Origin of the sequence: Streptomyces sp. NPDC087215 (genome assembly GCF_044744885.1) — a bacterium.
In the GTDB taxonomy this organism is placed as follows: domain Bacteria; phylum Actinomycetota; class Actinomycetes; order Streptomycetales; family Streptomycetaceae; genus Streptomyces.
In genome coordinates this window covers 170,669-185,761 of record NZ_JBIUZD010000001.1, presented here as the reverse complement: position 1 = coordinate 185,761, position 15,093 = coordinate 170,669, and the positions used below count along the sequence as shown (strand labels likewise).

Annotated in this window: 14 protein-coding genes; 9 read left to right on the top strand and 5 right to left on the bottom strand. The window is 74.5% G+C overall.

From position 1 onward, the window contains the following. Positions 1 to 8: 8 nt before the first annotated feature. Both ACIO92_RS00765 and ACIO92_RS00760 read right to left on the bottom strand, forming a co-directional pair. Positions 9 to 1,454, bottom strand: a complete 1,446-nt coding sequence (locus ACIO92_RS00765) for a lipase maturation factor family protein (RefSeq protein WP_401236111.1) — start codon at positions 1,452 to 1,454, stop codon at positions 9 to 11. A gap of 22 nt (positions 1,455 to 1,476) precedes the next feature. Next, positions 1,477 to 2,019 carry a DUF1990 domain-containing protein gene (locus ACIO92_RS00760; RefSeq protein ID WP_366440810.1) on the bottom strand — a complete coding sequence of 181 codons (543 nt, stop codon included), beginning with the start codon at positions 2,017 to 2,019 and terminating at the stop codon, positions 1,477 to 1,479. 411 nt (positions 2,020 to 2,430) lie between these two features. Here ACIO92_RS00760 and ACIO92_RS00755 point away from each other — a divergent pair, with 411 nt between their 5' ends. The 8 genes from ACIO92_RS00755 (at position 2,431) to ACIO92_RS00720 (ending at position 11,435) form a co-directional block, all read left to right on the top strand. Further along, positions 2,431 to 3,624 carry a DUF6777 domain-containing protein gene (locus ACIO92_RS00755; protein ID WP_402055915.1) on the top strand — a complete coding sequence of 398 codons (1,194 nt, stop codon included), beginning with the start codon at positions 2,431 to 2,433 and terminating at the stop codon, positions 3,622 to 3,624. Positions 3,625 to 3,673: 49 nt separating this feature from the next. Next, complete coding sequence (locus tag ACIO92_RS00750) at positions 3,674 to 5,809, top strand: SpoIIE family protein phosphatase (RefSeq protein ID WP_402280598.1); 2,136 nt, start codon at positions 3,674 to 3,676, stop codon at positions 5,807 to 5,809. 210 nt (positions 5,810 to 6,019) lie between these two features. Next, entirely contained in the window at positions 6,020 to 6,892 is an 873-nt protein-coding gene (locus ACIO92_RS00745) for a DNA-formamidopyrimidine glycosylase family protein (protein WP_366440813.1), read from the top strand. A gap of 112 nt (positions 6,893 to 7,004) precedes the next feature. Next, the gene (locus ACIO92_RS00740) at positions 7,005 to 7,763 is read left to right on the top strand and encodes a LytTR family DNA-binding domain-containing protein (protein ID WP_366440814.1); all 759 of its coding nucleotides are present in this window, start codon (positions 7,005 to 7,007) and stop codon (positions 7,761 to 7,763) included. Between the two features lie 112 nt (positions 7,764 to 7,875). Continuing rightward, entirely contained in the window at positions 7,876 to 8,262 is a 387-nt protein-coding gene (locus ACIO92_RS00735; protein WP_366440815.1) for a hypothetical protein, read from the top strand. Between the two features lie 28 nt (positions 8,263 to 8,290). Next, the gene (locus tag ACIO92_RS00730) at positions 8,291 to 8,473 is read left to right on the top strand and encodes a hypothetical protein (RefSeq protein WP_366440816.1); all 183 of its coding nucleotides are present in this window, start codon (positions 8,291 to 8,293) and stop codon (positions 8,471 to 8,473) included. After that, the gene (locus ACIO92_RS00725; protein WP_366440817.1) at positions 8,470 to 10,230 is read left to right on the top strand and encodes a cation acetate symporter; all 1,761 of its coding nucleotides are present in this window, start codon (positions 8,470 to 8,472) and stop codon (positions 10,228 to 10,230) included. The genes ACIO92_RS00730 and ACIO92_RS00725 overlap by 4 nt, the downstream gene beginning before the upstream one ends. After that, on the top strand, positions 10,227 to 11,435 hold the full coding sequence (locus tag ACIO92_RS00720; protein WP_366440818.1) for a histidine kinase: 1,209 nt from the start codon (positions 10,227 to 10,229) through the stop codon (positions 11,433 to 11,435). Before ACIO92_RS00725 ends, ACIO92_RS00720 begins: the two co-directional genes overlap by 4 nt. Before the next feature lie 27 nt (positions 11,436 to 11,462). Here ACIO92_RS00720 and ACIO92_RS00715 read toward each other — a convergent pair whose 3' ends face one another. Beyond that, positions 11,463 to 11,960 (bottom strand): hypothetical protein, encoded by a 498-nt coding sequence (locus ACIO92_RS00715; protein ID WP_366440819.1) that lies wholly within the window; start codon positions 11,958 to 11,960, stop codon positions 11,463 to 11,465. Between the two features lie 94 nt (positions 11,961 to 12,054). Next, entirely contained in the window at positions 12,055 to 12,702 is a 648-nt protein-coding gene (locus tag ACIO92_RS00710; RefSeq protein WP_366440820.1) for a sigma-70 family RNA polymerase sigma factor, read from the bottom strand. A 439-nt stretch (positions 12,703 to 13,141) separates the two neighbouring features. On the opposite strand from ACIO92_RS00710, the gene ACIO92_RS00705 reads away from it, so the two are divergent. After that, positions 13,142 to 14,356, top strand: a complete 1,215-nt coding sequence (locus ACIO92_RS00705) for a CapA family protein (RefSeq protein ID WP_366440821.1) — start codon at positions 13,142 to 13,144, stop codon at positions 14,354 to 14,356. 254 nt (positions 14,357 to 14,610) lie between these two features. On the opposite strand, the gene ACIO92_RS00700 is transcribed toward ACIO92_RS00705, so the two are convergent. After that, a complete protein-coding gene (locus tag ACIO92_RS00700; protein ID WP_366440822.1) occupies positions 14,611 to 15,072 on the bottom strand; it encodes a universal stress protein in 462 nt (153 codons plus the stop codon). Positions 15,073 to 15,093: the final 21 nt, after the last annotated feature.

The following is a 15,093-nucleotide window of genomic DNA, read 5'->3' as shown; positions in this document are numbered from 1 at the left end:
CCCTTGCCTCATCCCGGTGCCCCCGGCCGCGTCCGGCCGGGGGCACCGGGACGCAGCCGGGTCGGCGGCAGGTACTCCCGCACCGGTGTCCGGTGCCACCAGGCGCCGGTCGCGCGCAGTTCCCGCCAGGTCGTGAAGCGGTACCGGTACAGCCGGGCCCGGACGAAGAGCGGGGGCCGCCCGGGGAACGGATCGTGGGCGAGCAGCCGCAGGGTGTCCGGGTCGCCGTCGAGCAGCCGTTCCACGAACGGGCCGAACCACGGGCGCGCGTACCCCGGGCTGAGCGCCGCGAACCACATCAGCCAGTCGAGCCGCAGATGGTACGGGGCGAACTGGCGGGGCATCCTGCGAGGATCCCCGGGCTTGCCACGGAAGCCGTACTCCCGCCACACCGTGCCCTCGTGCGGCTCGGGGTCGTGGGTGCCCTCGACGACGATCTCCTCCCGGACCCGCCCGACGGTGCCGAACGCCCCGTAGGTGTTGACCAGGTGGTACGGATCGTACGAACGGTTCATCGCCTGGTGGCGGGAGAGCAGATTGCGTACCGGGCGGTAGCTGCGGACCAGGACGAACGCGGTCAGGGCCACGACCAGGACCACGTACCAGAGCGGCGGTAGCGGGCGCGGGTGCGGGCCGGTGAGCGCGGAGGCGTCCACGACGGACAGGGCCAGCACCACGGTCAGCCAGTTCAGCCAGGCGAAGTTGCCCGAGAGCACCAGCCACAGCTGGGAGGCGATCATCAGCCCGGCGGCGACCGTCGCCACCGGCTGCGGGGCGAACAGCAGGAACGGCACGACCAGCTGCACGACATGGTTGGCCGCCGCCTCCACCCGGTGCAGCGGGCGCGGCAGACGGTGGAAGAACCAGCTCAGCGGGCCGGGCATCGGCTGCGTCTCGTGGTGGTGGAAGAGGCAGGTCAGGTTCCGCCAGCAGCGGTCGCCACGGATCTTGATCAGACCGGCGCCGAACTCCACCCGGAAGAGCAGCCAGCGCAGCAGCAACAGGACGAGGACGGGCGGCCCGATGTCGTCGTTGCCGAGGAACACGGCCAAGAAGCCCGCCTCCAGGAGCAGCGTCTCCCAGCCGAAGGAGTACCAGGTCTGGCCCACGTTCACGATCGACAGGTACAGCGCCCAGAGCACCAGCCAGAACAGCATCGACACCGGCAGCGGAACCGCGTCCCCGGCGCCCGCCAGCAGGGCGAGGGCCAGCCCCGCACCGGACCACGAGACGGCGGCGAAGAGCCGGTCCGAGTAGCGCCAGTGGAACAGCGACGGCGTGTCGCGCGCCCGGGTCCCCCGCACGTACTCCGGCACGGGCAGCATCCCGCGCTCCCCGATCAGCGCCCGGAACTGCAGGGCGGCCGACAGGAACGCCACGCAGTACAGCGCGGCCAGGCCCCGCTGGAAGACGATCCGGCCCAGCCACAGGTCGGGTGCCGTGAACCACTCCATCCCTTCCAGTATCGGCCGGGAATCAGCTTCTGACGAGACGCCGGAGGGTGCGGCCGAGCCGGTGCGCGTACGCCCGCTGGAGCGGTGGGACTAGCGGTCCGGCGAGCCGGGTGTACCAGGTGGCGGGGCGGCTGAAGGCGGTCACGGTGAAGCGGACCGTGCCGTCGTCCTCCAGTTCCACGACGAAGGACTCCTCACCGCACTCGGGATGCCCGGTGAGCGTGCCGTACGCGAAGCCCGTGCGCCGGTCCTCGTACGCCGCCCAGATCACCGAGCAGGGGGCGGTGAGCCGGAACGGGCCGAGGCCGACCGACACCTCGACGACCGTGCCCGGCGCGGCGCGCCCGGCGTCGGAGAGCAGGGACGCGCCGGAGTCGCGGTGCATCCGCCAGGTGGTGACGGCGGTCCCGGCCCGTTCGAAGGCCGCGCGACCGTGGCCGACGACCGTGGTGCAGCGCAGGTGGCGGTATCCCTCGGGGAGGTCCGCCGGGGCGCGGGTGGCGCCGGGCTCGCCGTAGGTGAGGGCGGGCCGGGGGCGGGACAGGCTGTTGAGCAGACGGGTCATGCCGGAAGCTCCGTTCGCGGGCGGGCCGTGGGGGAGGACCGGCCGCCCCCTGCTTGAACGCGTTCAACTGGCAGGGTGAGAGCGTAGGGGTTTCCTTGAACGTGTTCCAGTCCTTCGCGTGTCCCTCCCCACCCGGTCGGCCGCCCTCCGCTTGCGGCGCACCGGGTGCTGCGGCAGACAGGAGGGAACGGCCGGACCCCGGGCCCGGACCCCGGGCAGAAGAAAGCGGGAGACAGACAGGTGCGCTCAGCCCACCGCCGGACGCGGCGAACCCCCACCGCCTCCCCGGCTCCTGTCCCGGCAGACCCCGACGAGCGACCCCGCGCGGGAGGACGGCCCGACGCCCGGCCCCGTACGGGAGCGGGCTCGCCCCCCGGCCCCCGCCCCCGTACGGTCCCGGGGACCTCCGCCGTGCTCGCCGCCGCCCTGCTGCTCACCGGCTGCTCCGCCGCGTGGGAGGGCTCGCGCGGCGGAGCGGAACCCGCCGCGGGCGGGGTCACGGACGTCTTCCTCCAGCCGCTCTCCGCGACGGGCCCCGACCCCTTCACCGCCTCCACCGTCCGCAACGCCGTACGCCCGCCGACGCCCGAGCGCGACTCCGAGGACACCGCCCAGCAGGCGCACGAGGTCACCGGCTCCACCCCCGGCCTCTACGGCGGCACCCGGTCCGTCGGCAGTTGCGACGTCCCCCGGCAGTCCGCGCTCCTCACCGCCGACCAGGACAAGAAACGCGCCTTCGCCGAAGCCTCCGGCATCCCCGAGAGCAACGTCGAGGGCTGGCTCCGCGGACTCACCCCCGTGGTGCTCCGCGCGGACGTCAGGGTCACCAGCCACGGATACCGCGAGACCCGGCCCCGGCCCTTCCAGTCCGTCCTCCAGGCCGGTACGGCCGTCCTCGTCGACCCCTACGGCGCCCCCCGCGTCCGCTGCGCCGGCGGCAACCCGCTGCGCACCCCCGCCGCCGACCCCTCCGGCATCCACCGGGGCGACCCCTGGGACGGCTTCGACCCCGACCGCGTGATCGTCGTCCGGCCGACCACCTCCGTCGTCACCAGCCTCGTCATCGTGAACGCCACCGACCGCAGCTGGATCGAACGGCGGACCGGCAGCGACGGCGCCGATGACCGTGCCCCCGACGTGCCCCCGACCTGCGACCCCGACGCGTGCACCCTCACCGGCGAGGGCACACCGGACCGGACGGCACCCGGCACCGGTACCCCCGACCGGACCGCGCCCGGCACACCGGACACCGCACCGCCCGGCCGTCCCACCGGCCCGGACGCCGACCCGCCGGTCAGGCCCGTCCCGCCCCCGCCCGTACCGTCCGAACCGGTCAGCCCGCCGATCGGCCCCGACCCCTCGGGAAGCGGCGGCACCGGTACCGAACCGGCCCCCGCGCACCCGGAGCCGTACCCCTTCCCCGACCCCGAGCAGCACCCCGAGGAGCACCCCGACACCCCGCCCGAGCATCCGGCCGACCCCTACGGGGACCCCTTCCCCGACCCCTACGCCGAACCGCCCACCGCCCCCGACGGGGAACTGCCGCCCGACCAGGTCTTCCCGGCCGCGCCCGTCCCGGACCGGCACGAGACCTTCCAGGGGTGACACGGATCTTCGTGGTGCGCCCGAGCGGCACCGCGCCTAGCGTGGCCCCATGAACGCGGGCAACGGGGGCGGGGAACCGGCCGGACGGCCCGGCCGCGCGCCCGAGGGGCCGGGGGCCGGTTCCGTCGGAACCGGCAGTTCCGTCGGAACCGCCGGAATCCTCTCCGCCCACGGCTCCGCCTTCCGCATGGGCGGCTTCGACTGGGACCTCGTCGCCGGGACGATGGCCATGGACGACGCCGCGCTCGACGTCTTCGACATGGACCGCGCGGAGTACGACGGACGCCCCGAACGCCTCGGCTCACGGATCCAGCCGGACGAGGGCAGCCGCCTGGACAACCTCGTCACCCAGGCGCTCAAGGACGGCAGCGAGCAGTACGGCGCCTACTTCCGCATCCGCCGCCGCGACGGCGTCCAGCAGTGGACCCACACCCAGGGACTGGTGCACCGGGACGCCACCGGCCGTCCCGTGCGCATCGTCGGCGTGGTGCGCGACGCCACCCACGAACTCAGCGAGTCCGCCGCCCGGCTCGGCCTCGACGAGGGCAGACGCCGCCGCGCCGGTGTCGTCGAGGGCACCACCGCCGCCCTGGCGTACGCGCGGACCGTGCAGGACGTCATCGACCTGCTCGACGACTCCCACGCACTCGAACACTTCGGCGCCGCGAGCCTCGTCGTCGGCCTCCTCGACGCCGGACGCATCGAACTGGTCGCCGAGGGACCCGAGGGCTCCTTCGTGCCCGGCACCCGGTTCACCCGGGTGGACGAGCCCTACCCGATGAGCGAGGTCATCCGCACCCTGCGCCCCCGCTTCATCGAATCGGCGCGGGACTTCGCCGCCTCCTTCCCCGTGCTCTGGCCGCACATCAGCGGGCTCGGCATCACCTCCGCCGCCTACCTCCCGCTCATCGCCCAGGCCAGGCCCATCGGCGCCCTCGGACTGCTGTACAACGACCGGACCGGCTTCAGCGAGGACGAGCGGACCCTGCTCGTCGCCCTCGGCAGCAGCATCGCCCAGAGCCTCCAGCGAGCCATGCTCTACGAACAGGAGCACGACCTGGCGGAGGGCCTCCAGCAGGCGATGCTGCCGCGCCGCATTCCCGACCTGCCCGGCGCACAGACCGCCGTCCGCTACCGCTCCGCCCGCCTCGGCAGGGACGTCGGCGGCGACTGGTACGACCTCATCCCCCTGCCCGGCGGACGGGTCGGCGCCGTCATCGGAGACGTCCAGGGGCACGACACGCACGCCGCCGCCGTCATGGGACAACTGCGGATCGTGCTCCGCGCCTACGCCGCCGAAGGACACCCCCCGGCCACGGTGATGGCCCGTGCCTCCGTCTTCCTCCACGAACTCGACACCGAACGCTTCGCCACCTGCACCTACGCCGAGGCCGACCTCGGCACCGGCGTCGTCCAGGTCGTCCGGGCCGGACACGTCGACCCGCTCGTCCGGGAACCCGACGGCCACTGCCGCCGGATTCCGGTGGAGGGCGGCCTGCCGCTCGGGCTCTCCGCCGAGTTCGGCCGGGTCGACTACCCGGTGACCACCCTGGAACTGGACCCCGGCCGGACCCTGATGCTCTACACCGACGGACTGGTGGAGAAGCCCGGCGCCGACCTCGACGAGGGCCTCCAATGGCTCTCCTCCCTGGTCAGGCGAGGCCCCGCCGACCTCCAGGAACTCGCCGACCACCTGTGTGACGTGGTCGCCGACCGGGGCGGCGAGGACGACGTCGCCATCCTGCTGCTGCGCCGCGAGGAGACGACCGGGGCCCGGGGCACCGGACGGTTCCGGCAGCACGTGGCACAGAACGACCCCGAGGCCCTCAGCTCGGCCCGGCACATGATCCGGGCCGCGGTCCGGGCCTGGGGCGGGGGAGAACGCGCCGACGAGATCGAACTCGCCGCCGACGAACTCATGACCAACGCCCTTATGCACACCGACGGCGGCGCGATCCTGACCCTGCGGATCCTGGGCGGTCCCGAACGGCGGCTCAGGGTCGAGGTGGAGGACCGTTCCAGCGCCCTGCCGCGCCGCCGGGAGGCGGGGGAGGCCGGGGTGTCCGGCCGTGGACTGCTGCTGGTCGAGCAGATCTCCGACGTCTGGGGCGTCGAGCCCCGGGGCGGCGGCAAGTGCGTGTGGTGCGAGTTCGCGCTGGAGGAGGACGGAGCCGGAGGGCCTTGACGGCACGGCACACCACGGTCCGCACGGCACGGCACGGCACGGCTCTGCACGGCACGGCACGGCACGGCACGGCTCTGCCTGGCCGGGCCCGCTGCGACCCGGACCCGGACCCGGACCCGGACCCGGCCCGCGCCCCGCAGCCGTCGTTACCCACGTCCCCGGAGCCGCGCCCGTCGCGCGTCCCCGCCGTCCGTGCGGCAGGGTGGAGACATGCCCGAACTCCCCGAGGTGGAAGCGCTGCGCGCGTTCCTCGGCACACACCTGGTGGGCAAGGAGATCGCCCGTGTGCTGCCCGTCGCGATCAGCGTCCTGAAGACGTACGACCCGCCCGTGACCGCCGTCGAGGGCGCCGAGGTCACCGGGGTCGGACGGCACGGGAAGTTCCTCGACCTCACCACCGAGGGCCCAGGGGGCACGCTCCACCTCCTCGTCCACCTCGCCCGCGCGGGCTGGCTCCGCTGGCAGGACCCGCTGCCCTCGGGACCGCCGAAGCCGGGCAAGGGCCCGCTGGCCCTGCGCACCGCGCTCACCGGCGGCGACGGCTTCGACCTCACCGAGATGGGCACGACGAAACGCCTCGCCGTGTACGTGGTCCGCGACCCGGCCGAGGTGCCCGGCGTGGCCCGCCTCGGGCCCGACCCGCTCGCCGAGGACTTCGGCCCCGAGGAGTTCGCCGCCCTCCTCGCCGGGGAACGGCGCCAGATCAAGGGCGCCCTGCGCGACCAGAGCCTCATCGCGGGCATCGGCAACGCGTACAGCGACGAGATCCTGCACGCCGCGAAGACGTCCCCCTTCAAACCCACCCAGAACCTCACCCCCGAGGAGACGGCCGCCCTGTACACGGCGATGCGGACCACCCTCCTCGACGCCGTCGAACGCTCCCGGGGCGTCGCCGCCGGAAAGCTCAAGGCGGAGAAGAAGAGCGGTCTGCGGGTCCACGGCCGCACCGGCGAACCCTGCCCGGTGTGCGGCGACACCATCCGCGAGGTCTCCTTCAGCGACTCCTCCCTCCAGTACTGCCCCACCTGCCAGACCGGCGGAAAGCTCCTGGCCGACCGGCGCCTGTCCAAGCTCCTGAAATAGACCGGACGCCCGACGAGGGACCGGCCCCTCGGGCCCATGCGCAGGACCGGGCCCCCGCGGACCCGGTGACGTACCGGCCCCACCCCGCCGGACCGCCCACTACACTCCGCCCATGGTGCGCGTACTGGCCGTCGACGACGAGGAACCCGCCCTCGGGGAACTCCTCTACCTGCTGCGCGCCGACCCCCGGGTCCGCTCCGCCGAGGGCGCGGGCGACGCCACCGCCGCGCTCCGCAGGATCGGCCGCGCCCTGGAGTCCGGCCCGGACGGCGACGAGGCCGTCGACGTGGTCTTCCTCGACATCCACATGCCCGGCCTCACCGGACTCGACGTGGCCCGGCTGCTCGCGGGCTTCGCCCGCCCGCCGCTCGTCGTCTTCGTCACCGCCCACGAGGGCTTCGCGCTGACGGCCTTCGACCTGAAGGCCGTCGACTACGTCCTCAAGCCCGTCCGCCGCGAGCGCCTCGCCGAAGCGGTCCGCCGCGTCCACGACCTGGTCCACGCGACCGCCGCCCCGGTCCCTCCGGTGACCTCCGCGCCCGAGCAGATCCCCGTCGAGCTCGGCGGAGTCACCCGTTTCGTGGCCGTCGAGGACATCGCGTACGCGGAGGCCCACGGCGACTACGCCCGGCTGCACACCGACCACGGCAGCCACCTCGTCCGCATCCCGCTCTCCACCCTGGAGGAGCGGTGGGCCTCCCGGGGCTTCGTCCGCATCCACCGCAGCCACCTCGTGGCCCTCGCCCGGATCGACGAACTGCGGCTCGACGGGGGCACCACCTCCGTCCGGATCGGCGGCACCGACCTCGCCGTCAGCCGTCGGCACGCCCGCCCCCTGCGGGACCTCCTGATGCGCCGCGCCGCAGGCTGACCCCGCACCCCTACCGCGCCCGCGCCCACCTGCGTAGACTCCACGCGTCCCCGGGCCCGAGGCCCTCCCTTCCCGTACGGGAGGCCGTCGAGAGATGCCGGAGCGGACCCCGATGTCCGAGCACCACCCGCCGCGCCGGCCCCGCCGAGAGACGGTCACCTACGCCTCCGCCCACGGACCCGGCGCCCCGCCGGGTCCGGCCCGGCGACGCCCGGTCCACCCCCCGGCCCGCTCGGAGATCGACGAACAGACCACCCTCGGCCACACCTACGTCCGGTCCCTGATGCGCAGCCAGCTGCGCGCCGCGCTCACCGCCCTCGGCGCGCTGGTCCTGCTCGTCGGCCCGCTGCCGCTGCTGCTCGCCCTGCCCGTGCCCGAGGCGTTCGTGTGGATCGCCCTCGGCGTCGCCGTCCACCCCGTCGTCTGGGGCATCGCCCGCTGGTACGTGCGCCGCGCCGAACGCAACGAGCGCGACTTCACCGGCCTCGTCGAACGATGAGACGACCGTGCCGAAGGACGGGCCGGTCGTGACGGACGACGGAAGGGCCGTGACGGACGACGGAACGGCGATGCCGGAGGGCGGGGCGGTCGTGACCGGCGACGGCGCGGCCGTGACGCACCGCGAGACGGCCGTGCCGGACGGCGCCGGGGCGGTCCTGACGTACGGAGGAGCGGTCGTCGTGGACGCGCCCCGGGAGGTGCTCCCGTGAACCAGACCCACGCCGTCGTGGCCGTCGCCGCCGTCGTCCTCGCCACCGTCCTCATCGGCGCCCTCGGCCTGCGGATCTCCCGGACCACCTCCGACTTCTACGTCGCCTCGCGCACGGTCGGCCCCGGCCTCAACGCCGCCGCGATCAGCGGCGAGTACCTCTCCGCCGCCTCCTTCCTCGGCATCGCCGGACTCGTCCTCGTCCAGGGCCCCGCCATGCTCTGGTACCCGGTCGGCTACACCGCCGGATACCTCGTGCTCCTCGTCCTCGTCGCCGCCCCGCTGCGCCGCTCGGGCGCGTACACCCTCTCCGACTTCGCCGAGGCACGCCTCGAATCGCCGCAGGCCCGTCGGCTCGCCAGCCTCTTCGTCGTCGGCATCGGCTGGCTCTACCTGCTGCCCCAGCTCCAGGGCGCCGGGCTCACCCTGGAGATCCTCACCGGTGCCCCCGACTGGGTCGGCGGACTCCTCGTCGCGCTCGTCGTCACCGGCACGGTCGCCGCAGGCGGAATGCGCAGCATCACCTTCGTCCAGGCGTTCCAGTACTGGCTGAAACTGACCGCGCTGTTCGTCCCGGCCCTCTTCCTGCTCACCGCCTGGTACGGCGAGGGCGCGCCGCGCGCCCGGTTCGACGCCCCCGCCGTGCTGCGCGGCCACACCGTCGTCCAGGTCGCCGACACGGTTCGGATCGGGCTCGACGCGCCGCTCTCCCTGACCGTCACCGGCACCGTCGACTCCGTACGGTACGAGGGCGGCGCCGTCACGCTCGCGTCCGGCACCCACCACGTCCTCGGCGGCACGACCCTCGCCTTCGCCCCGGGCGCGGTCCTCCCCGAGCGGGTGGCCGACGGCGCCGATCCCCTCGGCTGGTCCCAGCCCCTGGCCGGGGGCCGCGACGGACACCAGCTGTACGCCACGTACGGGCTGATCCTCGCCACCTTCCTCGGCACCATGGGCCTGCCGCACGTCGCCGTCCGCTTCTACACCAGCCCGCACGGCCGCGCCGCCCGGCGCACCACGCTCGTCGTGCTCGGCCTGGTCAGCGCCTTCTACCTGCTGCCGCCGCTCTACGGGGCCCTCGGCCGGATCTACGCCCCCGAACTGGCCCTCACCGGTTCTCCCGACGCCGCCGTGCTCGTCCTGCCCGACCGCGTCCTCGGCGGGCTCCTCGGCGACCTGCTGGGGGCGCTGCTCGCGGGCGGCGCCTTCGCCGCGTTCCTCTCCACGGCCTCCGGGCTGACCATGTCCGTCGCCGGGGTCCTCACCCAGGACGTGCTGCCCTCCCGGGGCGTACGGCACTTCCGGCTCGCGACCCTGCTCGCCACCGCCGTCCCGCTCGGTGTCGGGGTGGTCGCCTCCAAGGTGCCGGTCGCCGACGCCGTCGGCCTCGCCTTCGCGGTCTCCGCGTCCTCCTTCTGTCCGCTGCTCGTCCTGGGCATCTGGTGGCGGCGGCTCACCCCGCCGGGCGCGATGGCCGGGCTGCTGCTCGGCGGCGGTTCGGCGCTGGCCGCCGTGATGGCGACCCGGGCCGGGCTCCCGCCCGCGGGCTGGCCGCACACCCTGATGGCCTGGCCCGCCGTGTGGTCGGTGCCGCTCGGCTTCCTCACCATGGTCCTGGTCTCGCTGGCCACGCCCCGCAGCGTCCCGCCCGGCACTTCGGCGCTCCTCGCCCGTCTGCACCTGCCGGAGGAGGTCACCCGCCCCGGCGCGCCGGAGGAGGGGCCCGGCACCGTCCCCGCCCAGGAGGTACGAGGATGAGCGGCATCGCCCTGGCCGCGGCCGTCGCCACGGCGGCCGTCCTGCTCGCCGCCGGGTTCGTCCTGGGCCGGTTCACGGCCCGCGACGGTGGGCGCGCCGCCGATCCCGGGCTCGGGACGCCCGTGGAGCGGGCCACCTTCCACACCCTGCACACCGCCTCGCTCGCCGCGCCGCCGCTGCGGGCCGGACTCACCGAGGAGACCGCCCGTCGGGCGGCGGGGACGCTCCGCTCGCTCCTGGGCACGGAGGCGCTCTGCCTCATCGACCGGGGCGCGGTCCTCGCCTGGGACGGACCGGGCGAGGAGCATCACCGGGCGCACGTACCGGAACAGGCGGCCGAGACCCTGGAGTCGGGGCGCAGCCGCTCGGCGCACACCGGCTGCGCCGACCCGGCGTGCCCGCTGCGCTGGGCGGTGGTCGCCCCGCTCACCGGGGAGGACGGGGTGCTCGGCGCGCTCGTCGCCTACGGTTCGCGGGAGTCGGCCGTCCTGGTGCGGGCCGCGACGGAGGTGGCCCGGTGGGCTTCCGTGCAGCTGGAGCTGGCCGAGCTGGACCGTTCGCGGACCCGGATCGTGGAGGCGGAGATCCGTGCGCTGCGGGCCCAGATATCCCCGCACTTCATCTTCAACTCCCTCGCCGCCATCGCCTCCTTCGTCCGGACGGACCCCGAGCGGGCCAGGGAACTCCTCCTGGAGTTCGCTGACTTCACCCGGTACTCGTTCCGCAGGCACGGCGAGTTCGCCCATCTGGCGGACGAACTGCGCTCCATCGAGCAGTATTTGGCGCTCGCCGGAGCGCGGTTCGGCGACCGGCTGAAGGTGACGCTGCAGATCGCTCCCGAGGTGCTGCCGGTGACGCTGCCCTTCCTCTGCCTCCAGCCCCTGGTGGAGAACGCGGTGAAGCACGGGCTCCAGGAGCGGGAGCGGGGCTGCCGGGTCACGATCGCCGCCCGGGACGCGGGCGCCGAGGCCGTGGTGACCGTCGAGGACGACGGCATCGGCATGGACCCGGAGCTGCTGCGCGCGGTGCTGCGCGGCGAGCACCGGGCCGGCTCCGGCATCGGCCTGTCCAATGTGGACGAGCGGCTGCGCCAGGTGTACGGGGTGGAGCACGGGCTCGTCATCGAGACGGGGGTCGGGGCGGGCATGAAGGTGACCGTACGGATTCCCAAGTACCGTCCAGGAGTCCACCGTTCGGCGCCCTGACCCGGCCCGCCCGGTCGTCGGCCGGGCTCAGCGCAGGTGCAGGGAGAGGTGCGCGAGCGGCAGCCCCAGCTTCCAGGCGGGCAGCCAGATCTGTTCGTCCTCGTCGACCGGGGCCGTGGGGTCGTCCCTGCCGTCGAGGTCGGTGGCGCGGACCCAGGTGTCCCGCAGCCGCCGCCAGGCCGTCTCGGCGAGTACGAGGTCGGGACCGCCCGGGTCGGCCGCGCGCCGGGCCGAGAGCCGCTCCTCGGCCCACTGCGGCCAGGGCCGGTCGTACGCGGTGTGCCGCAGCCACTCGTCGGTTCCCCCGAGGGCCCGTCGGCCGTCCGGTCCTTCCGGTTCCTCCGTGAGGTGGACGGTGAGGGCGAGCGCCTGGAGGCCCGCCCGGTACTCCAGCGAGCCGGGCGCCACGAGCGCGGCGGCCCGCAGCACCTCGTCGGCCAGGTACTCGGCGCACAGCCAGGCCATCGGTACGGCGAGTCCGCCGCCGCTCGTCCCGCCGGTGCCGTTCGTGCTCTCGGGCAGCAACGTTCCCACCTTCTCCCGGAGATCGGGGACCCGGATGTGTGGGCACCCGGGGGAGAGCTTCCTCCGGGGAGGACGCCCGTGTGTCCCGCTTTGCTCAACTCGCCCGTGTGGTTTCGGATACGTTTCCCGGCCGGATCGGTACCGGTGGGACGAGCGGGGTTCGCGGTGCCGCGTGCGGTGTACGGGGCGTGGCGCGGCGGGTGTTCGGGGCCGGGGCGGTGGGGTGGCGCGGCCGGTAGCCGGGCAGGGACCGGCCGAGCTGGCGGAGCGCGTAGTGGGAGCGGGACTTGACCGTCCCGGCGGGGATGCCGAGGTCGACGGCCGCCTCGTTGACGGTGAGGCCGTGGAAGTAGAGCCGGACGAGGACCGCGCGGTGTTCGGGGCTCAGGCCCCGGACCGCCGCCCGTACGTCGAGCGCGGCTTCGGCGGAGGCGGTGGCGTCGGCGGGGTCGGGGGTCACGGCGAGGACGCCGTCGCCGGTCTCGGCGGGCCGGGCGAGGCGTGAGCGCCGGGCGTCGATGGCGAGGCGGCGGGCGACGGTGAAGAGCCAGGGGCGCATCGAGTCGTAGGGGCCGGTGAAGGCCTCGGGGTGGAGCCAGGCCCGTACCAGGGTCTCCTGGGCGAGGTCCTCGGCCCGCTGGCGGTCCCCGTAGGTGAGCCCGAGCAGGAAGGAGAGCAGGGCGGGGCCGTGGTCCCGCTGCAGCTCCTGGAGGGTCCGCTCGTCGGTGGTCGCCGTCGTCATCGTGCCTGCCGCCTTTCCCGTGCTCGTCGTCCGGGGCGTATCCGAACGCATCCGCCGGGCGAGGGACAGGGCACGGACACGGGTCTGCGACGAACGGTCGCACCGAGCGACGAGTGGTACGGCGAACGGTCGACGGCCGGTCGACGACGGGGCGGGGTGCGGTTCGCGGCCGGGCGGCGGGGGCGCGCGTGGGCGGTCGCGCGGCGGGTGGGGCGGTGGCCGGATTCCGGCCCGTGGACGGTCGCGCGGGGTGGCCGGTGGTGCTCCCGTAGGCCCGGAACGGGCCGGAGGGGAGGGCGGCGGCGGTCGGCCGGAACCGTTGCGTCCGATTCAGCGGGGTTCGCACCTCCGTACGGCCCCGACCCTTGACTGGCGCATGTCCGAGAGATCAATTCGTGTGAACACCTGTTCATCCTCTGATTCGGGCGGAGTGCCGTACATGACCTCACGCACCAGACCGGCGGGGGCCGCGGCGCTCGCCGCCGTCCTGCTCGCGGCGGCGACCGGCTGCACCGGCGGGAGCGGTCCGGCGGGCGGCGCCGCCCCGGGGACCTCGGCCGCACGCCCCGGCAAGGCGGGGTCCACCGCCCCCTCCGCCGCGCCCGGCGGTGCCTCGGCGCCCGCCGGATTCACCCTCGTCGCCTCCGGGGACGTCCTCCCGCACGACTCGATCATCCGCCGGGCGGCCGAGGACTCCGAGGGCGACGGCTACGACTTCGCCCCGATGTTCTCCGGGGTGCGGTCCGTGGTCTCCGGCGCGGGCCTCGCCCTCTGCCACATGGAGACCGTCTACGGCAAGGACGGCGGTCCCTACACGGGGTACCCCGCCTTCAAGTCGCCCCCCGAGGTCGCCGCCGCGCTTAAGGCCACCGGGTACGACTCCTGCTCCACCGCCTCCAACCACAGCCTCGACGACGGGGCCGAGGGCCTCGGCCGCACCCTCGACGCCCTGGACCGGGCCGGGGTCCGGCACGCCGGATCGGCCCGCACCGAGGCCGAGGCGGCGAAGCCCACCCTGCTCAAGGCGGGCGGCGCCACGGTCGCCCACCTCGCGTACACCTACGGCACCAACGACCACCCGCTGCCCGACGGGCAGCCCTGGGCGGTCCGGCTGCTCGACGAGCGGAAGGTCGTCGAGGACGCCCGCTCCGCCCGTGCGGCCGGTGCCGACGTCGTCGTGGTCAGCGTCCACTGGGGCACCGAGTGGCAGACCGAACCCGACGAGGACCAGCTCTCCCTCGGCCGCGCGCTCACCGCCTCGCGGACCGGCGGCCGCCCCGACATCGACCTGATCGTCGGTACGCACGCCCATGTCCCGCAGGCGTACGAGAAGGTCAACGGGACCTGGATCGTCTACGGGATGGGCGACCAGATCGCCGGGGACATGATCAATTACGAGGGCGACTTCGATCCGCGCGGCAACCAGAGCAGCATCGGCCGGTTCACCTTCGCGCCGCCCCGCAAGCCCGGCGCGCGCTGGGAGGTCACCAGGGCCGAGTACGTCCCCCAGTGGTTCGACACCGGCCGGGGCAGGGTCGTCAACCTGGGCGCCGACGACGGCGCCTCAGCGAACCGCGCCGACATCCGCGACACGATCCGGGAGGTGGTCCTGGGCCGGGGCGCCGACCGGGACGGCCTGGTGATGGGGAAGTAGCCGACGGGCGCCACGGACACCGGTCACGGAGACCGGTCATGGACACCGGTCATGGGCACCGGTCACGGAGACCGGTCATGGACACCGGTCATGGGCACCGGTCACGGAGACCGGTCATGGACACCGGTCATGGGCGCCGGTCACGGAGACCGGTCACGGAGACCGGTCGGGAAAGGCCGGGCGCGGAAGGCCGTTCAAGGCACCGGGCCCCCGGTCACGGCCATCCGCGGGCCCCGGTCGGAACGGACGGCCGGTCACGGCACCACGGTGACCGGCCAGCGGCCCGCCTTCACCAGCCGGACCGCCACCGACCCCACGAACCGGTGGCCCGCCGACTCCGACGCGCCCACCACCACGGCGTCCGCCGTCAGCTCCCCGGCCGCCTGGACCAGGCCCGCGTAGGCGTCGCCCCGGAAGGTGTGGAACTCCCAGCGCATCCGCCACAGGTCCTTCACCCGCTCGGTGGACGCGCGGATCTCCGCGACGAGGTCTTCGGCGATCTCCTCGGTCGTCCCCGTCACGGGAGCACCCAGCGCGACCCCCGCGGGGACCACCGGCTGGACGTACACGAGTGCGAGCAGCGCGTCCTGCCGCCGGGCGAGCCCGGCCGCGTACGCCACCGCGCGCAAGGAGGAGGCGGAGCCGTCCACTCCCGCCATGATCACTTTCGGGCCGTCGGTGCCGCGTTCGAACCGGCCGGGTCGCTGTTCGGTCACCTGCCGAGGCTATCGGCTCAT

Excerpts from the sequence above, each read along its gene's own strand:
- ACIO92_RS00765 (WP_401236111.1), bottom strand. The coding sequence starts at position 1,454 with ATGGAGTGGTTCACGGCACCCGACCTGTGGCTGGGCCGGATCGTCTTC.
- ACIO92_RS00760 (WP_366440810.1), bottom strand. The coding sequence starts at position 2,019 with ATGACCCGTCTGCTCAACAGCCTGTCCCGCCCCCGGCCCGCCCTCACC.
- ACIO92_RS00750 (WP_402280598.1), top strand. The coding sequence starts at position 3,674 with ATGAACGCGGGCAACGGGGGCGGGGAACCGGCCGGACGGCCCGGCCGC.
- ACIO92_RS00745 (WP_366440813.1), top strand. The coding sequence starts at position 6,020 with ATGCCCGAACTCCCCGAGGTGGAAGCGCTGCGCGCGTTCCTCGGCACA.
- ACIO92_RS00740 (WP_366440814.1), top strand. The coding sequence starts at position 7,005 with ATGGTGCGCGTACTGGCCGTCGACGACGAGGAACCCGCCCTCGGGGAA.
- ACIO92_RS00735 (WP_366440815.1), top strand. The coding sequence starts at position 7,876 with ATGTCCGAGCACCACCCGCCGCGCCGGCCCCGCCGAGAGACGGTCACC.
- ACIO92_RS00720 (WP_366440818.1), top strand. The coding sequence starts at position 10,227 with ATGAGCGGCATCGCCCTGGCCGCGGCCGTCGCCACGGCGGCCGTCCTG.
- ACIO92_RS00710 (WP_366440820.1), bottom strand. The coding sequence starts at position 12,702 with ATGACGACGGCGACCACCGACGAGCGGACCCTCCAGGAGCTGCAGCGG.
- ACIO92_RS00705 (WP_366440821.1), top strand. The coding sequence starts at position 13,142 with ATGACCTCACGCACCAGACCGGCGGGGGCCGCGGCGCTCGCCGCCGTC.